General features: G+C 69.8%; 15 protein-coding genes. 9 read left to right on the forward strand and 6 right to left on the reverse strand.

Annotated elements, in window-relative coordinates; genetic code table 11:
* The first annotated feature begins 113 nt into the window (after nucleotides 1-113).
* Complete coding sequence (locus tag DEA06_RS15410; RefSeq protein ID WP_116648921.1) at nucleotides 114-335, forward strand: PLD nuclease N-terminal domain-containing protein; 222 nt, start codon at nucleotides 114-116, stop codon at nucleotides 333-335.
* A gap of 108 nt (nucleotides 336-443) precedes the next feature.
* Here the strand turns inward: DEA06_RS15410 and arfB are convergent, their stop codons facing one another.
* Nucleotides 444-881 (reverse strand): alternative ribosome rescue aminoacyl-tRNA hydrolase ArfB, encoded by a 438-nt coding sequence (gene arfB / locus DEA06_RS15415; RefSeq protein WP_116648922.1) that lies wholly within the window; start codon nucleotides 879-881, stop codon nucleotides 444-446.
* Nucleotides 882-939: 58 nt separating this feature from the next.
* Here arfB and DEA06_RS15420 point away from each other — a divergent pair, with 58 nt between their 5' ends.
* Both DEA06_RS15420 and DEA06_RS15430 read left to right on the forward strand, forming a co-directional pair.
* The gene (locus DEA06_RS15420) at nucleotides 940-1,692 is read left to right on the forward strand and encodes a gamma-glutamyl-gamma-aminobutyrate hydrolase family protein (RefSeq protein ID WP_165818049.1); all 753 of its coding nucleotides are present in this window, start codon (nucleotides 940-942) and stop codon (nucleotides 1,690-1,692) included.
* 345 nt (nucleotides 1,693-2,037) lie between these two features.
* Complete coding sequence (locus DEA06_RS15430; RefSeq protein ID WP_240606983.1) at nucleotides 2,038-2,697, forward strand: DUF1345 domain-containing protein; 660 nt, start codon at nucleotides 2,038-2,040, stop codon at nucleotides 2,695-2,697.
* A gap of 296 nt (nucleotides 2,698-2,993) precedes the next feature.
* On the opposite strand, the gene DEA06_RS16865 is transcribed toward DEA06_RS15430, so the two are convergent.
* Nucleotides 2,994-3,773 (reverse strand): peptidase M23, encoded by a 780-nt coding sequence (locus tag DEA06_RS16865; protein ID WP_240606984.1) that lies wholly within the window; start codon nucleotides 3,771-3,773, stop codon nucleotides 2,994-2,996.
* Between the two features lie 110 nt (nucleotides 3,774-3,883).
* Between DEA06_RS16865 and DEA06_RS15440 the strand changes: the two genes are divergently transcribed.
* Complete coding sequence (locus DEA06_RS15440; protein ID WP_116648899.1) at nucleotides 3,884-4,723, forward strand: aldo/keto reductase; 840 nt, start codon at nucleotides 3,884-3,886, stop codon at nucleotides 4,721-4,723.
* Nucleotides 4,724-4,727: 4 nt separating this feature from the next.
* On the opposite strand, the gene DEA06_RS15445 is transcribed toward DEA06_RS15440, so the two are convergent.
* The 3 genes from DEA06_RS15445 to DEA06_RS15455 all read right to left on the reverse strand — a co-directional run bounded on the left by DEA06_RS15445 (nucleotide 4,728) and on the right by DEA06_RS15455 (nucleotide 10,750).
* Complete coding sequence (locus DEA06_RS15445) at nucleotides 4,728-7,277, reverse strand: excinuclease ABC subunit UvrA (protein ID WP_116648900.1); 2,550 nt, start codon at nucleotides 7,275-7,277, stop codon at nucleotides 4,728-4,730.
* Nucleotides 7,278-7,545: 268 nt separating this feature from the next.
* The gene (locus DEA06_RS15450) at nucleotides 7,546-9,285 is read right to left on the reverse strand and encodes a DEAD/DEAH box helicase (RefSeq protein ID WP_116648901.1); all 1,740 of its coding nucleotides are present in this window, start codon (nucleotides 9,283-9,285) and stop codon (nucleotides 7,546-7,548) included.
* Between the two features lie 55 nt (nucleotides 9,286-9,340).
* Nucleotides 9,341-10,750, reverse strand: a complete 1,410-nt coding sequence (locus tag DEA06_RS15455; RefSeq protein WP_165818050.1) for a carotenoid 1,2-hydratase — start codon at nucleotides 10,748-10,750, stop codon at nucleotides 9,341-9,343.
* 220 nt (nucleotides 10,751-10,970) lie between these two features.
* Here DEA06_RS15455 and DEA06_RS15460 point away from each other — a divergent pair, with 220 nt between their 5' ends.
* Entirely contained in the window at nucleotides 10,971-11,402 is a 432-nt protein-coding gene (locus tag DEA06_RS15460) for a DUF2809 domain-containing protein (protein WP_116648903.1), read from the forward strand.
* Complete coding sequence (locus DEA06_RS15465) at nucleotides 11,399-12,421, forward strand: NADPH:quinone reductase (protein ID WP_116648904.1); 1,023 nt, start codon at nucleotides 11,399-11,401, stop codon at nucleotides 12,419-12,421. The genes DEA06_RS15460 and DEA06_RS15465 overlap by 4 nt, the downstream gene beginning before the upstream one ends.
* A gap of 18 nt (nucleotides 12,422-12,439) precedes the next feature.
* Here DEA06_RS15465 and DEA06_RS15470 read toward each other — a convergent pair whose 3' ends face one another.
* On the reverse strand, nucleotides 12,440-13,078 hold the full coding sequence (locus DEA06_RS15470) for a BMP family ABC transporter substrate-binding protein (protein WP_133241802.1): 639 nt from the start codon (nucleotides 13,076-13,078) through the stop codon (nucleotides 12,440-12,442).
* A gap of 191 nt (nucleotides 13,079-13,269) precedes the next feature.
* Here DEA06_RS15470 and DEA06_RS15475 point away from each other — a divergent pair, with 191 nt between their 5' ends.
* The 3 genes from DEA06_RS15475 (at nucleotide 13,270) to DEA06_RS15485 (ending at nucleotide 18,275) form a co-directional block, all read left to right on the forward strand.
* Nucleotides 13,270-14,472 carry a HupE/UreJ family protein gene (locus DEA06_RS15475; protein WP_116648906.1) on the forward strand — a complete coding sequence of 401 codons (1,203 nt, stop codon included), beginning with the start codon at nucleotides 13,270-13,272 and terminating at the stop codon, nucleotides 14,470-14,472.
* A gap of 151 nt (nucleotides 14,473-14,623) precedes the next feature.
* On the forward strand, nucleotides 14,624-17,050 hold the full coding sequence (locus DEA06_RS15480) for a fibronectin type III domain-containing protein (protein ID WP_116648907.1): 2,427 nt from the start codon (nucleotides 14,624-14,626) through the stop codon (nucleotides 17,048-17,050).
* Between the two features lie 85 nt (nucleotides 17,051-17,135).
* Nucleotides 17,136-18,275, forward strand: a complete 1,140-nt coding sequence (locus DEA06_RS15485; RefSeq protein ID WP_116648908.1) for a DUF916 domain-containing protein — start codon at nucleotides 17,136-17,138, stop codon at nucleotides 18,273-18,275.
* Nucleotides 18,276-18,290: the final 15 nt, after the last annotated feature.

Raw genomic sequence — 18,290 nt, forward strand, 5'->3', positions numbered from 1 at the left:
CCCCCGATCGTCGATGCGTCTCGAGCCATCGGTGGGCGACCGCCCGGGCCCCACCGTGGAAGCCGCACGGCGCTGCGGTTGCCAGACGTGGCCAGCGCTGGCAGTCTCGAAGGATGTTCAGCGGACTCACCGGATGGCACCTGATGATCCTCTCGGTCGTCTTTCTGATTCCCTTCGTGCTGGCCGCGGTCAGCATTGCGCGCAACCGTGCGGCGTCGGGACTGGAGAAGGCGGTGTGGGTTCTCGTGATCCTCGCGTTCCCGTTGCTCGGCCCCCTCCTCTGGTTCGTGATCGGTCGCCGAGGAGGCCGCGAGAGTCCTCGCCCATCCCCGTGACGCGACGGGTGTGCAGCCGTGCGGCGCTGATCGTCTCGGCGAGCCGTGACGGCGAACCCGCGTGACCGAGGGGAGCGTCGTCGACCGCTGACCCGGGTGGGGCGCGAGTCAGTCGATCGGTCGCCGACGCATCTGCTTCACGTCGGTCCGCCGCTGTTTGGCCTTGAGTCGCCGCTCCTTCGCACCGCGGCTCGGCTTCGTCGCACGCCGGGCCGGAGCCGGCGGACGCAGGGCGTCGGCGACGATCTCGGCGAGGCGTTCGCGCGCAGCATCCCGATTGCGAATCTGCGCGCGATGTTCGGATGCGGCGATCGTGAGCACTCCGTCGACCAGACGACCGCCCAGTCGTTCGAGCAGTCGATCGCGCTGAACGGTCGACAGAGCGCTCGAGCCGGCGGCGTCCCACGAGAGCTCGACCCGGGAGTCGGCCGTGTTGACGCCCTGTCCGCCGGGCCCCGACGACCGCGAGAACCGCCACGACAGCTCGGCTTCGGGAATCGTGACACCCTCCGCGACCCGGAGGCCCGGACGATGGGGGACAGGCATACGTCCATCCTCGTACAGCGGGGCGGCTCGCCGGCATCCGGTCTGTGACAATGTCGACGTGCCCGATGCGAACGCCCGAACGAGTCCGCCCCGTCCTGTCCTCCTCGTCGTCGACGTCGGTGATGGGGGTCGCGTCGACCCCGCCTTCGAGGGTCGGCTGCAGAAACTCACCGCGGGCGTGATCGCCGCGGCAGACGCGGTCGGCTTCGCCGTCGACCGCGTGCCGGCGGCCCAGACCTCGGTCGATGAGATGGTCCGGCGGCTGGATGCGGCGGACGCCGCGATCGTCACCGGCGGGGAGGACGTCGACCCGTCGTTCTACGGGGGTCGTGCGGATGAGCCTCACCTCGGTCAGACCTTCCCCGATGCCGACCGGTCGCAGATCGCCGTCGTGCAGCGAGCCGTCGAGACCCGGGTGCCGCTCGTCGGCATCTGCCGGGGGATGCAGCTGGTGAACGTCGCGCTCGGGGGAGACCTCGTGCAGCACCTGCACGGCGGCGGGCACTCGAACGCCGCCGATCCTGCCGACAGCATGATCGACCACCGCGTCGACCTCGATGCCGACAGCGTCTTGGCGCGTGTGCTGGGTGCGACCGAGCTCGAGGTTCGCAGCTCTCACCATCAGGCGGTGAACCGGCCGGGCGAGGGGCTGCGCGTCGTCGCCCATGCCGCCGACGGCACGATCGAGGCGATCGAGCACGAAGATGCTCCCCTCTGGTGCGTCCAGTGGCATCCGGAGGAAGCCGGCTCGCGCGGCACCGTGCTCGCCGACCTGCTCGAGGCCGCGATGGCTGCCCGCCGTCGGCGCTGACCCGGTCGCCCCGGATGCTGCGCCTCGGATGCTGCGCCCTGGATGCTGCGCCCTGGATGCTGCGCCCTGGATGCTGCGCACTGGATGCTGCGCCTCGGATGCTGCGCCCTGGATGCTGCGCCCTGGATGCTGCGGACACCCTTCTCGACCGAACTCAGGATGAATGCGCGCGACCGGCCGGCGGCCCGCGAAAACACGCGGGCAGCCGGGTCCCGACCCGCGTTCATCCTGAGTACGGGCTCGTGGGTGCGGCGGACACGGGCGGAGGAGGCGGGGCCGGGTCCGGTGCGCGCTAGGGTGCGGATGACGCCACGCCCGTTGCGCCGCGGAGAAGGGAGGAGTCGCGTGAGCGATCAGACCCGAGACTTCGACGACGCCTGGCACCGGTCCGGGGTGCGCGTCGGGGTGATGCTCCTCGTTCTCGTCGTGGTCACCGTCGTCGTGAGCGCGGCCGGATCGTGGGCGTACGCGCCCGCGGTCGGGTGGACCGCCGCATCCGTCACCTTCATCTCGTGGGAGTGGGTCACGGTGCTGCGCCTCGGGCCCGCCGACACGGCCAGCCACGCGACCCGCGAAGACCCCACGAGAGCGACGGCCCAGGGCCTGCTGCTGCTGTCGAGCCTCGCCAGCTTCGGGGCGATTGCGCTCGTGCTGTACGAGTCGGGCTCGGTGACAGGCCCTCAGAAGTTCGCACTCGTGGCCATCGCGCTGCTCACGGTCGCCGCTTCGTGGTGTCTGGTGCACGTGCTCTTCACGCTGCGATACGCCGCGATCTACTACCGCGACGCGGGCTCGGGCGTTGACTTCAATCAGACCGAGCCCCCGCAGTACCGCGACTTCGCCTACCTCGCCTTCACCCTCGGCATGACCTACCAGGTGTCGGACACGAACCTGACGAGCAGCGCCATCCGCCGTGAGGCGCTGCGGCACGCGCTGCTCTCGTTCGTGCTCGGGGTCGTGGTGCTCGCCGCGACCATCAACCTCGTGGCGACACTCATCGCCTGACGGGCCGGCGCCCGATCAGCGCCTGCGCACACCCTTCTCGACCGAACTCAGGATGAATGCGCGCGACCGGCCGGTGGCCCGCGAAAACACGCGGGCAGCCGGGTCCCGACCCGCGTTCATCCTGAGTACGGGCTCGTGGGTGCGGCGGACGCGGGCGGAGGAGGCGGGCCGGGCTCGCAGAGAGGCTGGTCCGTGACCCGTGACCCGTGACCCGTGACCCGTGACCCGTGACCCGTGACCCGTGAGCCGGTCGCGGGGGCGCGGTCGGCGCGCGTCTCGTCGTCCTGGACGAGGCTTCAGGCGGCCGGGCAGCTCGGAATGCCGTCTGCGCGATCGTCGCCGATCGGTGCGCCCGACACCGCGGCGACGGCACGGACGGCGGCGTCCCAGTAGCGTGCGTAGTGAGACGGATCGGCGTTGACCTGCGTGGTGTGCGCGACGATCGTGGGCTCGAGGGCGGCGCGGTCGGGGACACGCGCAGCCATGGCCCGGTAGAACATGGTCGCCGCGGTGTACGGATCGAGGCGCGCCTCGCGCGTGCCCCAGGTGTCTTGCTGCTGGAACAGCCCGATCGATGTCGTCCGCGACCCGTCAGGGTTCGTGACTCCACTCGTCTCCCAGTCGCCATAGTCGATGTTGCGCAGAGACGACTCGCCCATTGCGGTCATCACGGCGATCGTCTGGTCGCGGCTGTCGAAGCCGAGGTCGCGCCCCGCGGTCAGGATCGTGCAGGCGTTGCCGAGTTGCGCCACCCCGTACCCGGCGATCCCAGGTGCGGCGGGAATCACGGGCTCGGGTGATGCCGCGCGGTCGGTGCCGAACGCGGGCGAGCTGAGCGCATCGTCCCAGGCTGCCGACAGAGAGGTCAGAGCGTAGCCGCCACCCCAGATGACAGCGGCGCCGAGAAGAAGCGGCAGGGTGATGCCGGAGGTGATCAGCCAGGTGCGTCGGGTGCGTCGGTGCTTCGCGCGCCGTGCCCGCGCTCGCCGAGCGCCGGAAGCGGTGGGCCTCTTCGCGCCGCGCCGCGCCGGTGCTGGCCGGGCTGTCGACCGGCGAACGGGAGGACGTGCGTGCACGTGTTTCCCTCCGGTCTCTCTGCGGGCGGCGCGAAGCCATCGTAAAGGGACTGGCCGCCGCTGCGGCACTCGGCGAGTTCGGCGAACGAACCGGGCGTACCGTGGAACGCATGACCCAGCTCGCGCCCTCCATCGCCCTGAACGACGGCCACCAGATCCCCGCTCTCGGGTTCGGCACGTACCCGATGCGCGGAGAAGACGGTGCCGACGCCGTCGCCTCCGCCATCCGCACCGGCTACCGGTCGCTCGATACCGCCTTCAACTACGACAACGAGGGGGCGGTCGGAGAGGGCATCCGCCGCTCCGGGCTCGCGCGCGACGAGCTGTTCGTCACCTCGAAGCTCCCGGGGCGTCACCAGGGCGAGCCGACGGTGGCCGCCGTTCGCGAGTCGCTCTGGCGTCTGGGGCTGGAGTACCTCGACCTTTACCTGATCCACTGGCCCAACCCCAGCGTGGGGGAGTACGTGCGCTCGTGGGAGAACCTCGTGCGCGCGCGCGAGCTGGGTCTGGTGCGGTCGATCGGTGTGAGCAACTTCACCGAGCAGCACCTCACCGACGTCATCGAGGCGACCGGGGTGACTCCGGCCGTGAACCAGATCGAGATGCACCCGTACTTCCCGCAGGTGCAGCAGCGGGCGGTCAACGCGCGTCTCGGAATCGTCACGGAGGCGTGGAGTCCACTCGGGAAGGGCAACGCCCCCTATGAAGAAGCACCGGTCGTGGCTGCGGCCTCGGCGCACCAGGTGACCCCCGCGCAGGTCATCCTGCGCTGGCACGTGCAGCTCGGCAGCGTCCCCATCCCGAAGAGTGCGACGCCGTCACGACAGGCCGAGAACCTCGACGTCTTCGGTTTCGAGCTCGACGACGCTGAGATGGCGGCCATCACCGCGCTGGGCCGGCCCGACGGACGGCTCTTCGGCGGCGACCCCGACACCCACGAGGAGCAGTGACGGCCTAAGAGCCGGCGAGACGTCGCGCGAGGTACGGGGCCGTCCGGCTGGCGGGGTCGCTCGCCACGGCAGACGGCGTGCCCTCGGCGATGATGCGTCCGCCCGCGTCTCCTCCCGCCGGCCCCAGGTCGATGACCCAGTCGGCCGCGGCGACGACGTCCATGTCGTGCTCGACGACGACGACGGTGTTGCCCGCGTCGACCAGCCCGTGCAGCTGCGTCAGCAGCAGCCGGACGTCGGCGGGATGCAGGCCCGTCGTCGGCTCATCGAGCAGGTAGAGCGTATGACCCCGGCGGGTGCGCTGCAGCTCGGTCGCGAGTTTGATGCGCTGCGCCTCGCCGCCCGACAGCTCGGTCGCCGGCTGCCCGAGCCGCAGGTATCCCAGACCCACCTCGCGCAGGGTGCGCAGACTCCGGGATGCTGCGGGCACGGCGTCGAGGAACTCCGCCGCCTGCTCCACGGTGAGCGCGAGGACGTCGGCGATGTTCTTGCCGTCGTACGTCACCTCGAGCGTCTCGGCGTTGTAGCGCGAGCCGCCGCAGGTCGGGCACCGCCCGTAGCTTCCGGGGAGGAACAGCAGCTCCACCGACACGTAGCCCTCGCCGAGGCACGTCTCGCAGCGTCCGCCGGCGACGTTGAACGAGAACCGCCCGGCGGTGTACCCCCGCTCCCGGGCCAGGGTGGTCGCGGCGAACACCGATCGCACGGCGTCGAACAGGCCCGTGTAGGTCGCCAGGTTCGAGCGCGGCGTGCGTCCGATCGGCTTCTGGTCCACGCGCACGAGCCGGTCGATGTTCTCGAGGCCCGTCACACGGCGAACGGCGAGGGCATCGACGGACGGGGAGGGCAGGGTCGCCTCCGTGGGCTCGCCCCCGCCCGTCGTCTCGGTTCCCTCGTCATCCTCGTCGCCCTCATCACTGCCTCGAAGATGTCCGTTCACCACGTCCCGCAGCACCCGGCCGACGAGCGTCGACTTCCCGGATCCGGAGACACCGGTGACCGCGACCAGCGTCCCCAGCGGGATGGTCGTGTCGACATCTGCGAGGTTGTGGAGCGATGCGCCCTCCAGCGTCAACCAGCTCGTGGGGGACCGCACCTCGTGCGCCTCAGCGGGGTGCTCGGCGAGATCGGGGAAGAGGAACGGACGCGTCGCCGACTCCGTCACGTCGGCGAGACCCTCGACGGGCCCGCTGTAGAGCACGTCGCCGCCCCCTTCGCCGGCTCCCGGTCCGACGTCGACGATCCAGTTCGCGCCGCGCACGACGTCCATGTTGTGCTCGACGACGAAGACCGAGTTACCGGAAGACACGAGCTGCTCGAGCACGTCGAGCAGGGGTTCGGCGTCGGCCGGGTGAAGGCCGGCCGACGGTTCGTCGAGTACATAGACCACCCCGAACAGACCCGAGCGCAGCTGGGTCGCGAGGCGCAGGCGCTGCATCTCGCCCGGAGAGAGCGTGGTGGTCACACGGCCGAGTCCGAGGTAGCCGAGACCGAGATCGGTGAGTACCTGGATGCGGGAGAGCAGGTCGGTGGTCAGCGCCACGGCAACGTCGGTGCGCTCGCCGGAGGACGACGTGGGCAGGGCCTGCCCCGCATCCTCGAGCATCGTCGTGGGGCGCAGCACCTCGGCGAGCTCGCTCATCGGCAGCGCGTTCAGTTCGGCGATCGTGCGGCCCGCGAACGTGACGGCGAGTGCCTCGCGCCGCAGTCCCGAGCCCCCGCACAACGGGCAGACGCCCGTGCGGACGAACCGGAGAACGCGCTCGCGCATCGTGGCGCTCTTCGAATCGGCGAGAGTGTGGAAGACGTACTTCCTCGCGCTCCAGAACATGCCCTTGTAGGGCTTGGCGACGCGGTCGCGCTGCGGGGTGATCTCCACGACGGGCTGTTCGTCGGTGAAGAGGAGCCAGTCGCGGTCGGCGGGGTCGAGGTCGCGCCAGGGGCGGTCGACGTCGTACCCCAGGGCGATCGTGATGTCGCGCAGGTTCTTCGCCTGCCAGGCACCGGGCCACGCGGCGATGGCGCCGTCGCGGATGCTCAGCGAGGTGTCGGGTACGAGCGTCTCTTCGGTGACGGTGTGCGCGACGCCGACACCGTGGCACTCGGGGCACGCTCCCGCGGCGGTGTTGGGCGAGAAGGCATCCGAGTCGAGTCGGGTGTCGAAGCCCTCGGGGAACGTCCCAGCGCGTGAGAAGAGCATCCGCAGTGAGTTCGAGAGCGTGGTGACGGTTCCGACACTCGACCGCGAGCTGGGGGCGCCGCGTCGCTGCTGCAGCGCCACGGCCGGTGGGAGCCCCGTGATGGATTCGACGTGCGGGTTGTGGCCCTGCTGGATGAGCCGGCGCGCGTAGGGCGCGACGGATTCGAGATAGCGGCGCTGGGCCTCGGTGAAGATGGTGCCGAACGCGAGTGACGACTTTCCCGACCCCGATACGCCGGTGAAGGCGACGATGGTGTCGCGGGGGACATCGACGTCGACGTTGCGAAGGTTGTTCTCGCCGGCTCCGCGTACGCGAACGAAGGCGTCGGGTGCCGCGTGCTCATATTCGGACATCGAGCCACCCTATGCGGTGTGGACAGCAGCGACAGGACGGTAGGAGATGACGAGCTGGCGATCCTCACCCGGGAAACAGCGGCGCTTCGACCGAACGCCCCGATGGTCGAGGCTCAGACCGAACTCAGGATGATTGCACACGGACCGCACGCGGGGCCCGGAAATCCGCGAGCGATCGCACCCGCGCGCGGCTTCATCCTGAATACGGGTCGATCGAGTGCGGCGTGCGCCCGCCACCTTCGCCTCCGACCTGTCGGCGGCTCGGATGTCAGTAGCGGGGCTTGCGGTCGGGGCGTCCGCCGGGACCGCCGCGGTCGACGCGCATCTCGATGAGCTTGCCGCCGATGCGGGTGCCGCTCAGGCGGTTCAGCGCGTCGTCGGGGAGGTCTGCCGGCAGCTCGACGAGCGAGAAGTCGGGACGGATGTCGATCTTTCCGAAGTCCTCGCGCCGAAGGCCCCCCTCGTTCGCGAGGGCGCCGACGATCTGGCGCGGCTCGACCTTGTGGCGCTTGCCCACCGCGAGCCGGTACATGACCAGGTTCGCCTGCGACGGACGTCCGCGCCGCTCGGGGCGGCCCTCGTCGTCGCGATCGTTGCGGGGAGTGCGCGTGCGGTCGTCGCGGTCGAACCGCTCGGTGCGCTCCTGCGCGGGGTCGAGGAGAAGGGGCGTCTCGCCCTGCGAGACCACGGCCAGCGCGGCGGCGACGTCGGCCTCGGGCACGTCGTGGTGCTCGACGTAGTGCGCGATGATGTCGCGGAAACGGTCGATGCGCGCCGTCTGCTCGAGCGCAGCGGTGATCGCCTCGTCGAAGCGGGTCAGTCGGGTCGCGTTCACGTCCTCGACGCTCGGCAGCTGCATCTGGGTGAGGGGCTGCCGGGTCGCGCGCTCGATGTTCGCCAGCATCCGTCGCTCTCGCGGCGTGACGAAGCTGATCGCGTCGCCGGTGCGTCCGGCACGGCCGGTGCGGCCGATGCGGTGCACGTACGACTCGGTGTCGATCGGCAGGTCGAAGTTGACGACGTGGCTGATGCGGTCGACGTCGAGGCCGCGCGCGGCGACGTCGGTCGCGACGAGGATGTCGAGCTTTCCCGACTTGAGCTGATTGACCGTCTTCTCGCGCTGCGCCTGGGCGACGTCGCCGCTGATCGCGGAGGCCGTGTAGCCGCGGGCGCGGAGTTTCTCGGCGAGCGTCTCGGTCTCGTTCTTCGTGCGGACGAACACGATCATGCCCTCGAAGTTCTCGACCTCGAGGATGCGGGTGAGCGCGTCGACCTTCTGGGGGTAGGAGACGTTCAGGTAGCGCTGGGTGATGTTCGACGAGGTCGCGGTCTTGTTCTTGACCGTGATCTCCTGCGGATCGCGCAGATACTGCTGCGAGATCCGGCGGATCTGGGCGGGCATGGTGGCGGAGAACAGCGCCACCTGCTTGTCGGCGGGGGTGTCGGCGAGGATCGTCTCGACGTCTTCGGCGAAGCCCATCTTGAGCATCTCGTCTGCTTCGTCGAGCACGAGGAACTTCAGCTCCGACAGGTCGAGGGTGCCCTTGACGAGGTGGTCCATGATGCGGCCGGGGGTGCCGACGACGACGTGCACGCCGCGGCGCAGCGCTGACAGCTGCGTGCCGTAGCCCTGTCCGCCGTAGATCGGCAGCACGTTCACGCCGCGCAGGTGCGATGCGTAGCGCTCGAACGCCTCGCACACCTGCAGCGCGAGTTCGCGGGTGGGGGCGAGCACGAGCGCTTGCGGCTTCTGCTGCGACGCGTCGAGCTGCGAGAGGATCGGCAGCGCGAACGCGGCCGTCTTTCCGGTGCCCGTCTGCGCCATGCCGATCACGTCGCGGCCCGCGAGGAGGGGCGGGATGGTCGCCGCCTGAATGGCCGACGGGGTCTCGTAGCCGACGTCTTTCAACGCCTTGAGCACCGAAGCGTCGAGTCCCAGGTCGGAGAAGGACTGCTGCTCGACGACCACGTCGGATGTTGCGGACGTGTCGGACTCGGATGCTGTCATTACTCCACGGTAGCGCGTGCGAGCCCTCGGACCACGGTCGAGCGTGAGCTGCGGGTCAGTACGCCTGCTCGATCCAGGCGTCGCCCGACACGTCGTCGCCCAGGAATGTGCCCGCCGGCTCGGCCGTGCCCTCGTAGATCGGGGCGCCGCCGACCGAGAACTCCTGGTCTTCCAGTCGCGTCGTGACGGTGATGTCGGCCTGGAACGAGGGGATCTCGACCCGGAACTGCCGGGCATACGCGTTGCCGGTGCGCGGGCTCGTCCAGAGCTCACCGACGGCGGTGACGGTGCTCGAGACGTAGTACAGCTCGCCGTCCGCGTCCTGCAGGGTGGCGAATGCGTCGACCGGCACCCCGATCTCGGGCTTGTAGCCCTCGCCGATCATCCCGGCGTTCGAGATCGTGTATCCGTTGGAGAGCTGCATGTCCTGCAGAAGCCATCGCACGCGCGTATCGGACGTGCCGCCCCCGAAGAACCCGTACTCGTGATCCATCCAGGTCGTGCCGGTGACCGCGTACTCCTGCCCGGCGACGGTGATGGTGCCGGAGGCGTCGAGGCGCGTGTAGGAGAAGTAGTAGTTGTCCTTCTCGAGACTCTGCTCGGTGGCGCTCGGCTCGATTCCGGTGCCCCACACGAAGAACGGACGCCCCTGCTGCGAGAACACGAGATCGAAGACCACCTCGTCGAGCGTCTCCTGGTCGACCAGCACGGAGTGCACGGCGATGTCTTTCGTCGGGTCGCTCTGGGGTGCCGTCATCGTGACGGAGTTGCGGACGGCGACCGCCGTCGCCCCGCTCCCGCCGCCTCCCGTGAGTGTCACGGCGGGCGTCTCGGTGTAGCCCGCTCCCGGCTGGAGTAGCACGATCTGAGTGACTCCGCCGTGGTCGTCGAGCACGGCGATCCCGCTCGCCCCCGATCCGTCCCCGTCGATCGACACCGTGGGCGCCGAGGTGTAGCCCGATCCTCCCGATGTCACGCTGAAGCCTCCGACGAGCCAGCCCGGGTCGCCCAGACGCGCGAACCAGGTCTTCGCCGGATCTCCCTCGGCCCAGTGGCGCACGTCGAAGACGCCGAAAGGAGCAGGCCCGTACACCTGCGTGCGCTCGTAGTGCCGCGCGGCGGAGACGTCGCTCAGCGACACCTGGGTCATCGCGAAGTGCTGCCCGGTGAACGATGCGGCGTTGATCTCGAATCCGAAGACCCGGTCGCCGGCGCGCAGCGTGCCGGTGTGCCACCACCACTCGGTGGGGGCACCATCGTGGCGATACATGTCGTCGGGGAGGCGGAGGACGACGTCTTCCCGAGGCACTGGTGCGGGCTTCGTCGAGCCCGACCACCGCGGATTGGGCGTCACCGGAACGGTCGGCGCGGGCACACCGCCCGGCGAATGGTGCACCAGGTCCCGCAGGGCCGAAGCGATCGCACCGATGACCGGCATCCGAGAAGCCCACCCACGTCGTGACATGTTCCGGAGCCTAGGGTGTCGAAGCCGTTCGAGACGAGACCCCGGTGGCCTCCGCAGCATCCGATCGACACGTTTCAGCTCGAATCCACATTCCCGCGCGGCTGTCGGGTGCGGATCGCAGCGACGGTGTGTGGAGTGGATGCTGCGCTGGACGGCGCAGCGCGCGGGCCGAAACCGTCCCGCCGGGGTGAGCCGCGCTCCGGCGGTTACGGTGATCCGTATGACCCCGTCCCCGCGCACCGTCGGTCGTCGGCGGGTCGCCGCCGCGATCGCGCTGGTCGTCATCGTGGCCGCGGGTCTCGTCGTGCACCGGGTGGCACCGAGCGCGGCGGCAACCGACGTCGCCGGAGACGCGCTCTACGCCGTCGCCGTCTACACGGGCCTGGTCATGCTCTTCGCGTCGGGACGGCGGGCCGCGCTCGGTGCGCTCGCCGTCGTCTGGTGCGTCGCGGTCGAACTCTTCCAGCTCACCGGTGTTCCCGTCGCGCTCGCCGCCGCGTTCCCGCCGATCGCGCTGGTGTTCGGTACCGGGTTCGACGCGCGCGATCTCGTGGTGTACCCGCTCGCCGTCGTCGCGGCGGTGGCCATCGACGCGACGGTCGGGCGACGCGGCGGAATGACCTCGGGCGGCCGCGGGTTGGAATCGACATGACCTCGATCGTGTACTCCCACCGTGGCCCCTCATCCGTCCTCTCGGTCGCGGAGCGTCCGATTCCGAAGCCGGGTCGTGGCGAGGTGAGGGTGAAGATCGCCGTCTCGGGCGTGAACCCGACCGACTGGAAGGCCCGCGCGGCCGACCGTCCGATGGAGTTCGCGGAGATCGTGCCGAACCAGGACGGCGCGGGAACGGTGGATGCCGTCGGCGAGGGCGTCGACGACCTCTCGGTGGGCGACCGTGTCTGGATCTACCTCGCGCAGCACGGCCAGCCGGGTGGGACGGCCCAGGAGTACGCGGTGGTTCCGGCGATGCGCGCCGTACGTCTCCCCGACGACATCGGCTTCGACGTCGCCGCGAGCCTCGGCGTTCCGGCGATGACGGCGCACCGCGCACTCACCGTGCACGAATCCGGCCCCGCGCGTCTGGGCCCGGGAGCGCTCGAGGGGCGCACCGTGCTCGTCGCCGGCGGCGCGGGTGCTGTCGGTCACGCCGCGATCCAGCTCGCCGTATGGGCCGGGGCGACGGTGCTCACGACGATCAGCTCGCCCGAGAAGGCGGCCCTCGCACGGACGGCCGGCGCGCACCACATCATCGACTACCGCACGCAGGACGTCGCGACCGAGGTCGGGAAGATCGTTCCCGACGGTGTCGACCACATCGTCGAGGTCTCGCTCGCGACCAACCTCGGTCTCGACCTCGAGGTCGTCGCCAACCACGGGTCTATCGCCTACTACGCCGACAACGGCGGCGACCAGTTCGGCGGGCCCATCCGCTCCTCCTTCGCGAAGAACGTGCGCCTGCAGGGACTGCTCCTGTACACGGTCGGCGATCACGCGCTCTCGGCGGCGGCGGACGACATCGCCCGTGCGCTCGAAGACGGAGCGCTTCCGGTCGGGGAGGGAGCGGGGCTCCCGCTCCTGTGGTTCCCCCTCGCCGAGACGGCGGCCGCTCACGACGCGGTCGAGGCGGGCGCGACGGGCAAGGTGCTCATCCGGGTCTCCGACGACGTCTGACGCCCCGGCGCAGCCCGGTCAGGGCAGGGACACGACGATTCCGGTGAGCCCCCACCGGATGCTGGCCAGTCCGGCGGCGATCGCATCGGCCGCCCTCTCGGGGGTGACCGACGAGGGATCGGTGTCGTCGGCGGTGCTGATGCCGGAGCCGCGGAAGCTCGCGCCCTTCCAGATGACGGCGGTGCTGTTCTCGGTCGGTTCCGGCAGCTGTGCGCCCAGCACCAGGAACTGCTGCGCGAGGTGCTGGGGAGCAAGGAGGGCGAACACGTCGACCACGCCCGCACCCGCGCCGATGACGAGGTCGGGTGCAGCCGCGACCGCTTCGTCGATGCGTTCCTCGACCTGGTCGTCGTCGGCTGCGGCCAGGACCGTGACGTCGGCGTCGTGCTCGTCGGCCCACGCATCGACCGCCGCTAACACCGTGGTCGTGGGCGGATCGTCATCGGCGGAGATGACCACGATCCGATAGCCCCGCTCGGTCGGTGCGTGCACCCACGAGTCAGGGCTCGGGGTGATGGTGGCCTCCGGCGTCGGTGTCGCGATGCCCCCGAGGAACGCGCCGCGGTGATCGTCGTCGCCGTCGATCCCGGCCGCGCATCCGACGAGGATCGCCGCGCACATCGTGGCCGCGACGATCGCGGCAGTTCTTCGAGTCACGTCGTACCTCCGGGAGGCGAGCATGACAACCGGCGCGGGCGCGACCGTGTCGGACCCGGTCCGCCCGGGTGAACGCACGGCCAACATCTCCCTCCGGTGCACCACGATCCGTTCGCCCGCGGTTCCGCCGCGGATGGTCCGCCGTTCACGAACGCGGGGGAGAGTTCCGGAGTTCCCGAAGGAGTTCCGCAGTGCACAGGCTCATCCACCGCGTGGCGATCGCGCTCGCCGTCGTCGGTATCGGCGTCGTCGCTTCGGCGTCCGCCGCATCCGCCCACGGCTTCACCTCGACGGCGTACGTCGACCTCACCGCTTCGGGCGATGGCACGGTGGTCGCGGAGCTCGACCTCGAGTACGACCTGCTGGTCGTCTCGGCGGCCGAGAACGAGAACGACGACGACTTCTTCCAGGAGGGCATGGGCCTGTTCGAGACGGGCGACGAGGCGACCGCCCTCCGGGCCCACTCCGACACGGTGCTCGCCTACATCGACGACCATTTCGGTGTGGCGGCATCGGGTGCCGCGTGCGCCTCGCGCCTCGTGCAGGAGCCCTCGGCCCACATCCGCGACGAGGTGCCGTATGCGACGTTCGTGGTCTCGTACGACTGCGAGGTCGGCGATGGCGGGTACGAGATGCACAGCACGCTCTTTCCCGACGATGAGGGATACGTCACCGACGCGAAGACGATCGTCTCCTACGACTTCGGGGAGGGTGAGGGCAGTGTCGTGCTCGACTCCGCCCACACCTCGTGGTCGAGCGATCAGCCGTTCTGGGAGCGCCTGGGCGAGTTCTTCCTCCTCGGGGCGGAGCACCTGCTCGGTGGGATCGACCACATCCTGTTCCTGCTCGTGCTCATCGTCGGATCCTGGCGGCTGCGCGAAGTCGTGCTCGCGGCGACGTCGTTCACCGTGGCACACTCCCTGACCTTCCTCCTGGCGGCCCTCGGTGTGGTCGACCTGCCGGCGTCGATCGTCGAGCCGGTCATCGCGCTGTCGATCGCGGTGGTCGCGGGGTGGTATCTGTGGGGCGCCTGGCGCCGGCGCAGCGAACCATCGCTCGATCTCGAGGAGAAGCGCGGATTCCTGGGGCTGACCCGCCCCGCACTCCTCCGTCTCATCGTGGTGTTCGCGTTCGGCCTCATCCACGGACTCGGCTTCGCCGGGGCGCTCGGCATCGACGAGCCCTGGTCGTGGACGCTGCTGGCATCCCTCCTCGTCTTCAACGTCGGGATCGAAGCCGTGCAGCTGACGATCATCGCGATCGTCTTCCCCCTGCTGATGCTGCTGCGCCGGCGGCGTCCCCGCCTGGCGCTGTGGCTCGGTGTCGTGCTCGCGGCGGCTGTCGCCGCCATCTCGCTGGTGTGGTTCGTGCAGCGACTGCTCGGCGTCGGGTGAGTCCGCGATTTGGTTGATAACACTCAAGCTTGTCGACCGAGTCACCCATTGCGGCGCTTCCATTCACCGGCCGGACACCCCCCGAAAACACGCTTGACGCGCGCCCGCCGGGCGTCTCGTCGTCACCCGAGATCGAAAGACAGACACTCAGATGCTGAGAACCACTCCTCGGACCCCCTCGGGTCGGCACACCTTGCGCGCGGCTGTCGCCACGCTCGGTGCCGCCTCCGTCATCGCGGGTTCCTTCGCCTTCACGGCGATGTCGGCCACGGCGGCGGATCTTCCGGCCACAGTGCTCGACGCCACCGCCACGTGGAAGTACTCCGACAACAACACCGATCCGGCCGCCGGCAACGCCGACCGACTCGTCTGGACCAAGGCCGGCTACGACGACACCGCGTGGAAGAGCGGCACGGGCGCCTTCGGTGCCAAGAGCGGCTCCGCGACACCGAACCTGGGCGCGAACTTCCCCGTGAAGACCGTTCTGAACCAGTACATCGACCCGACGGCCTCGTCGAAGGTCGACGTTCCGACCGAGCACTTCCGCTCCAGCTTCACCGTCGACGCGGCGACGCTCTCGGCGATCTCGGGCCTCACCGGCGAGGTCGTCTACGACGACGCCGTGCAGATCTTCGTCAACGGCTCGAAGGTCGCCGGCTTCGTGGATGACCGCGTGATCGCGGCGCCCGACGCCGAGAAGAACCTCACCTACGCCGGCAACAGCGGCGGCGACCCCGTCACCTCGACGTTCACGGTCCCGTCGGCCGCACTGCAGACGGGCACGAACACCATCGCGATCGCGCTCTACCAGGACCGCGCCACCTCCAGCGACCTGTACCTGAACCTGAAGTCGCTCGTCCCCGTCTCCAAGGTCGCCGGTGCTCCCACCCTCAGCGACATCGTGCTCGGGATCGGGTCGGACGAGACCCAGCGCAACCTCTCGTGGTACTCCTCGACCGACGTCGCTCAGGTGGTCGAGTTCGCGCCGTCGTCCGACGTCGTCGGCGGCACCTTCCCCTCGTCGTCCGTGAAGGTCGACGCCACCGGCGGCGCCACGACGAGCGGTGAGTTCAACCGCTTCGCGACCATCTCCGGCCTCACGGCGAACACCGTGTACTCCTACCGCGTCGGCACCGCCGGCGCCTGGTCGGCGACGTACTCCTTCCGCACGCAGGCGCTCTCGGGCGACTTCGACTTCCTGTTCCTGGGCGACCCCCAGATCGGATCCTCGGGCAACATCCCGAGCGACACCGCCGGCTGGCAGGACACGCTGAACGTCGCGACGGCGGCCTACCCGAACGCCGAGATGCTCTTCTCGTCGGGCGACCAGGTCGAGTCCGCCGGAAACGAGTCGCACTACACGGCGTTCCTCACGCCCGACGCCCTCCGCAGCATCCCGTTCGTCGCTACCAACGGAAACCACGACGTCGGCTCGAAGGCGTACGAGCAGCACTTCAACACGCCGAACGTCGACCGCACCGCGGGCGCCGGTTCGAGCTCGTCGTCGGGCGGTGACTACTGGTTCATCTACAAAGACGTGCTGTTCATGAACATCAACTCGAACAGCCGCGACAACGCCTCGCACATCGCCTGGATGAACCGCATCGTGGCCGAGCAGGGCGCGAACGCGAAATGGAAGGTGCTCGCCTTCCACCACTCGATCTACTCGTCGGGTCCGCACGCGACCGACAACGACATCGTCAACGACCGTCGTCTGGCTCTTCCGACGGCGATCTCGGATCTGGGCATCGACCTCGTCCTCCAGGGTCACGACCACAGCTACGCGCGCAGCTACCTCATCCGCAACGGTGAGAAGGCGGATGCTGCGGAGCAGGCCGGAGCCGACACGGTGACCGCGGGCCCCGGCGGGGTTCTCTACGTCACGGCGAACTCGGCGTCCGGGTCGAAGTACTACAGCCTGCAGAACAAGCCGGAGTTCTGGTGGCTCTCGGTGCAGAACCAGGAGAGGGTGCGCAACTACACCGCGGTCGAGGTCAAGGACGGCGCCATCACGGTGAAGACCCTCCGCAGCGAGGCGAAGGACGACCGGGCCGTGAACTCGGTGGTCGACCAGGTCACGCTCGCGAAGGCCGCCGACCCGAACTCGCAGACCCTGCAGGTCGAGGTCCCCGAGGGTGTGCCGGGCGAATTCTCCTGGAACATCGACGGCACCAACGGCCTCGTCGACCTGGGCACCGCCGTCGACAGCGGCGACTCGTTCACCGCCAGCGGCGCGATCAACCCGATCCGCGTCACCGACACGCGGCGGGGCGGCCCGCAGTGGTCGGTCTCGGCGCAGGTCGGCGACTTCACCTCGGGCGACGAGTCGTTCTCGGGCAAGTACCTGGGCTGGACCCCGCGCGTCATCGAGGAAGGCGCCGGCGCCATCGCCGGTGCCCCCGTCGCCTCCGGCTTCGACAGCGGCAACGGCCTGGCCGATTCGTCCACCCTCGGCTACGGGCCGGCCGCGCACCTGCGTGGTTCGGCCAAGATCGGCGCGGATCTCTCCCTGAAGATCCCCGTCGACGTCACCGATGGCACGTACAAGGCGACGCTCACGCTCACCGCGCTGAGCTGATCCGCATCCCCGCACCGGGTCGGGGTGAGCGTCTGCGGGCGCTCACCCCGATCCTCCGTTCCGTCCGCCACACGAAAGCCGCCCCATGATCGCTCGACCCCGTTCGCTCCGCCCGGCCCTCGCCCGTTTCGGGCTGGCAGCTCTCGTCGTCTCCGCGACCGTCCTCTCCGCCGGGGTGGCCACCGCGGCCGCGGCACCAGCTCCGTCCGCCGACGCCGATGTCACCTGGGGCGTGCGGACGGCGACGAACGCGCAGGGAAGCGCGAGAGACAACTTCGCCTACGTCGTCGGTCCGGGTGGCACGGTGGACGACGCGATCGTGGTGACCAACCACGACGATCAACCGCTCGATCTCGATCTGTACGCCGCCGACGGGTTCACCACGCAGAGCGGGCAGCTCGATGTCCTCACACGGGGCGAGGAGTCGTCCGAGGTGGGCGTCTGGACCGGTGTCGGCCAGGAGCGCGTGCAGATCCCGGCGGGGGCGTCCGCCGAGATCCCGTTCACCATCAGCGTTCCTGAGAACGCGACCCCCGGGGACTACGCGGGGGGCATCATCACCTCGCTCGCCCAACCGGCGCAGGAGGACGGCATCACCGTCGACCGTCGTCTCGGCATCCGCGTGCAATTGCGCGTGGACGGCGCCCTGCAGCCCGGCCTCGTCGTCGAGGGTCTCACGGTCGGGTTCGCGGGCTCACTGAACCCGTTCGCGGGCGGCACGGCCACCGTCGACTACACCGTGCGCAACACCGGGAACGTGCGGCTCTCCGGCCAGCAGTCGGTCGCGCTCTACGGACCGTTCGGACTCTTCCGCTCGGACATCGAGGGCGTCGACGACGTGCCCGAGATCCTCCCCGGCGAATCGTGGACGGTCTCGGCCACCGCCCAGGGGATCTTCCCCCTGGCGTGGCTCGGAACGGACGTCACCATCGACCCCGCTTTCCCCGCCGGGTTGGAGAGCGGACCCGACCTCGCGATGTTCGTCACGAGCTCGGGCACGGTGGCGATCCCGTGGAGTCTCGTCGCCCTCGTCCTGCTCCTCGGCGCGGCTGTGGTGGTCATCGTCGTGCTGCGACGCCGTGCACGCCGCCGCAGGAAGCAGAGCGAAGACGCCCGTGTGCAGGCGGCCGTCGCCGCTGCCCTGAAGGAGCAGCGACCCCCGGCCCACGCGTCGTCGCACGACGAGGTCGCGGTGGGCGCGGGCGCGGGCGAGCGCTCGACATAGTCCCGCGCCGACAAC

The sequence above is a fragment of the Microbacterium sp. Gd 4-13 genome (assembly GCF_003095395.1).
Classification (GTDB): Bacteria; Actinomycetota; Actinomycetes; order Actinomycetales; family Microbacteriaceae; genus Microbacterium.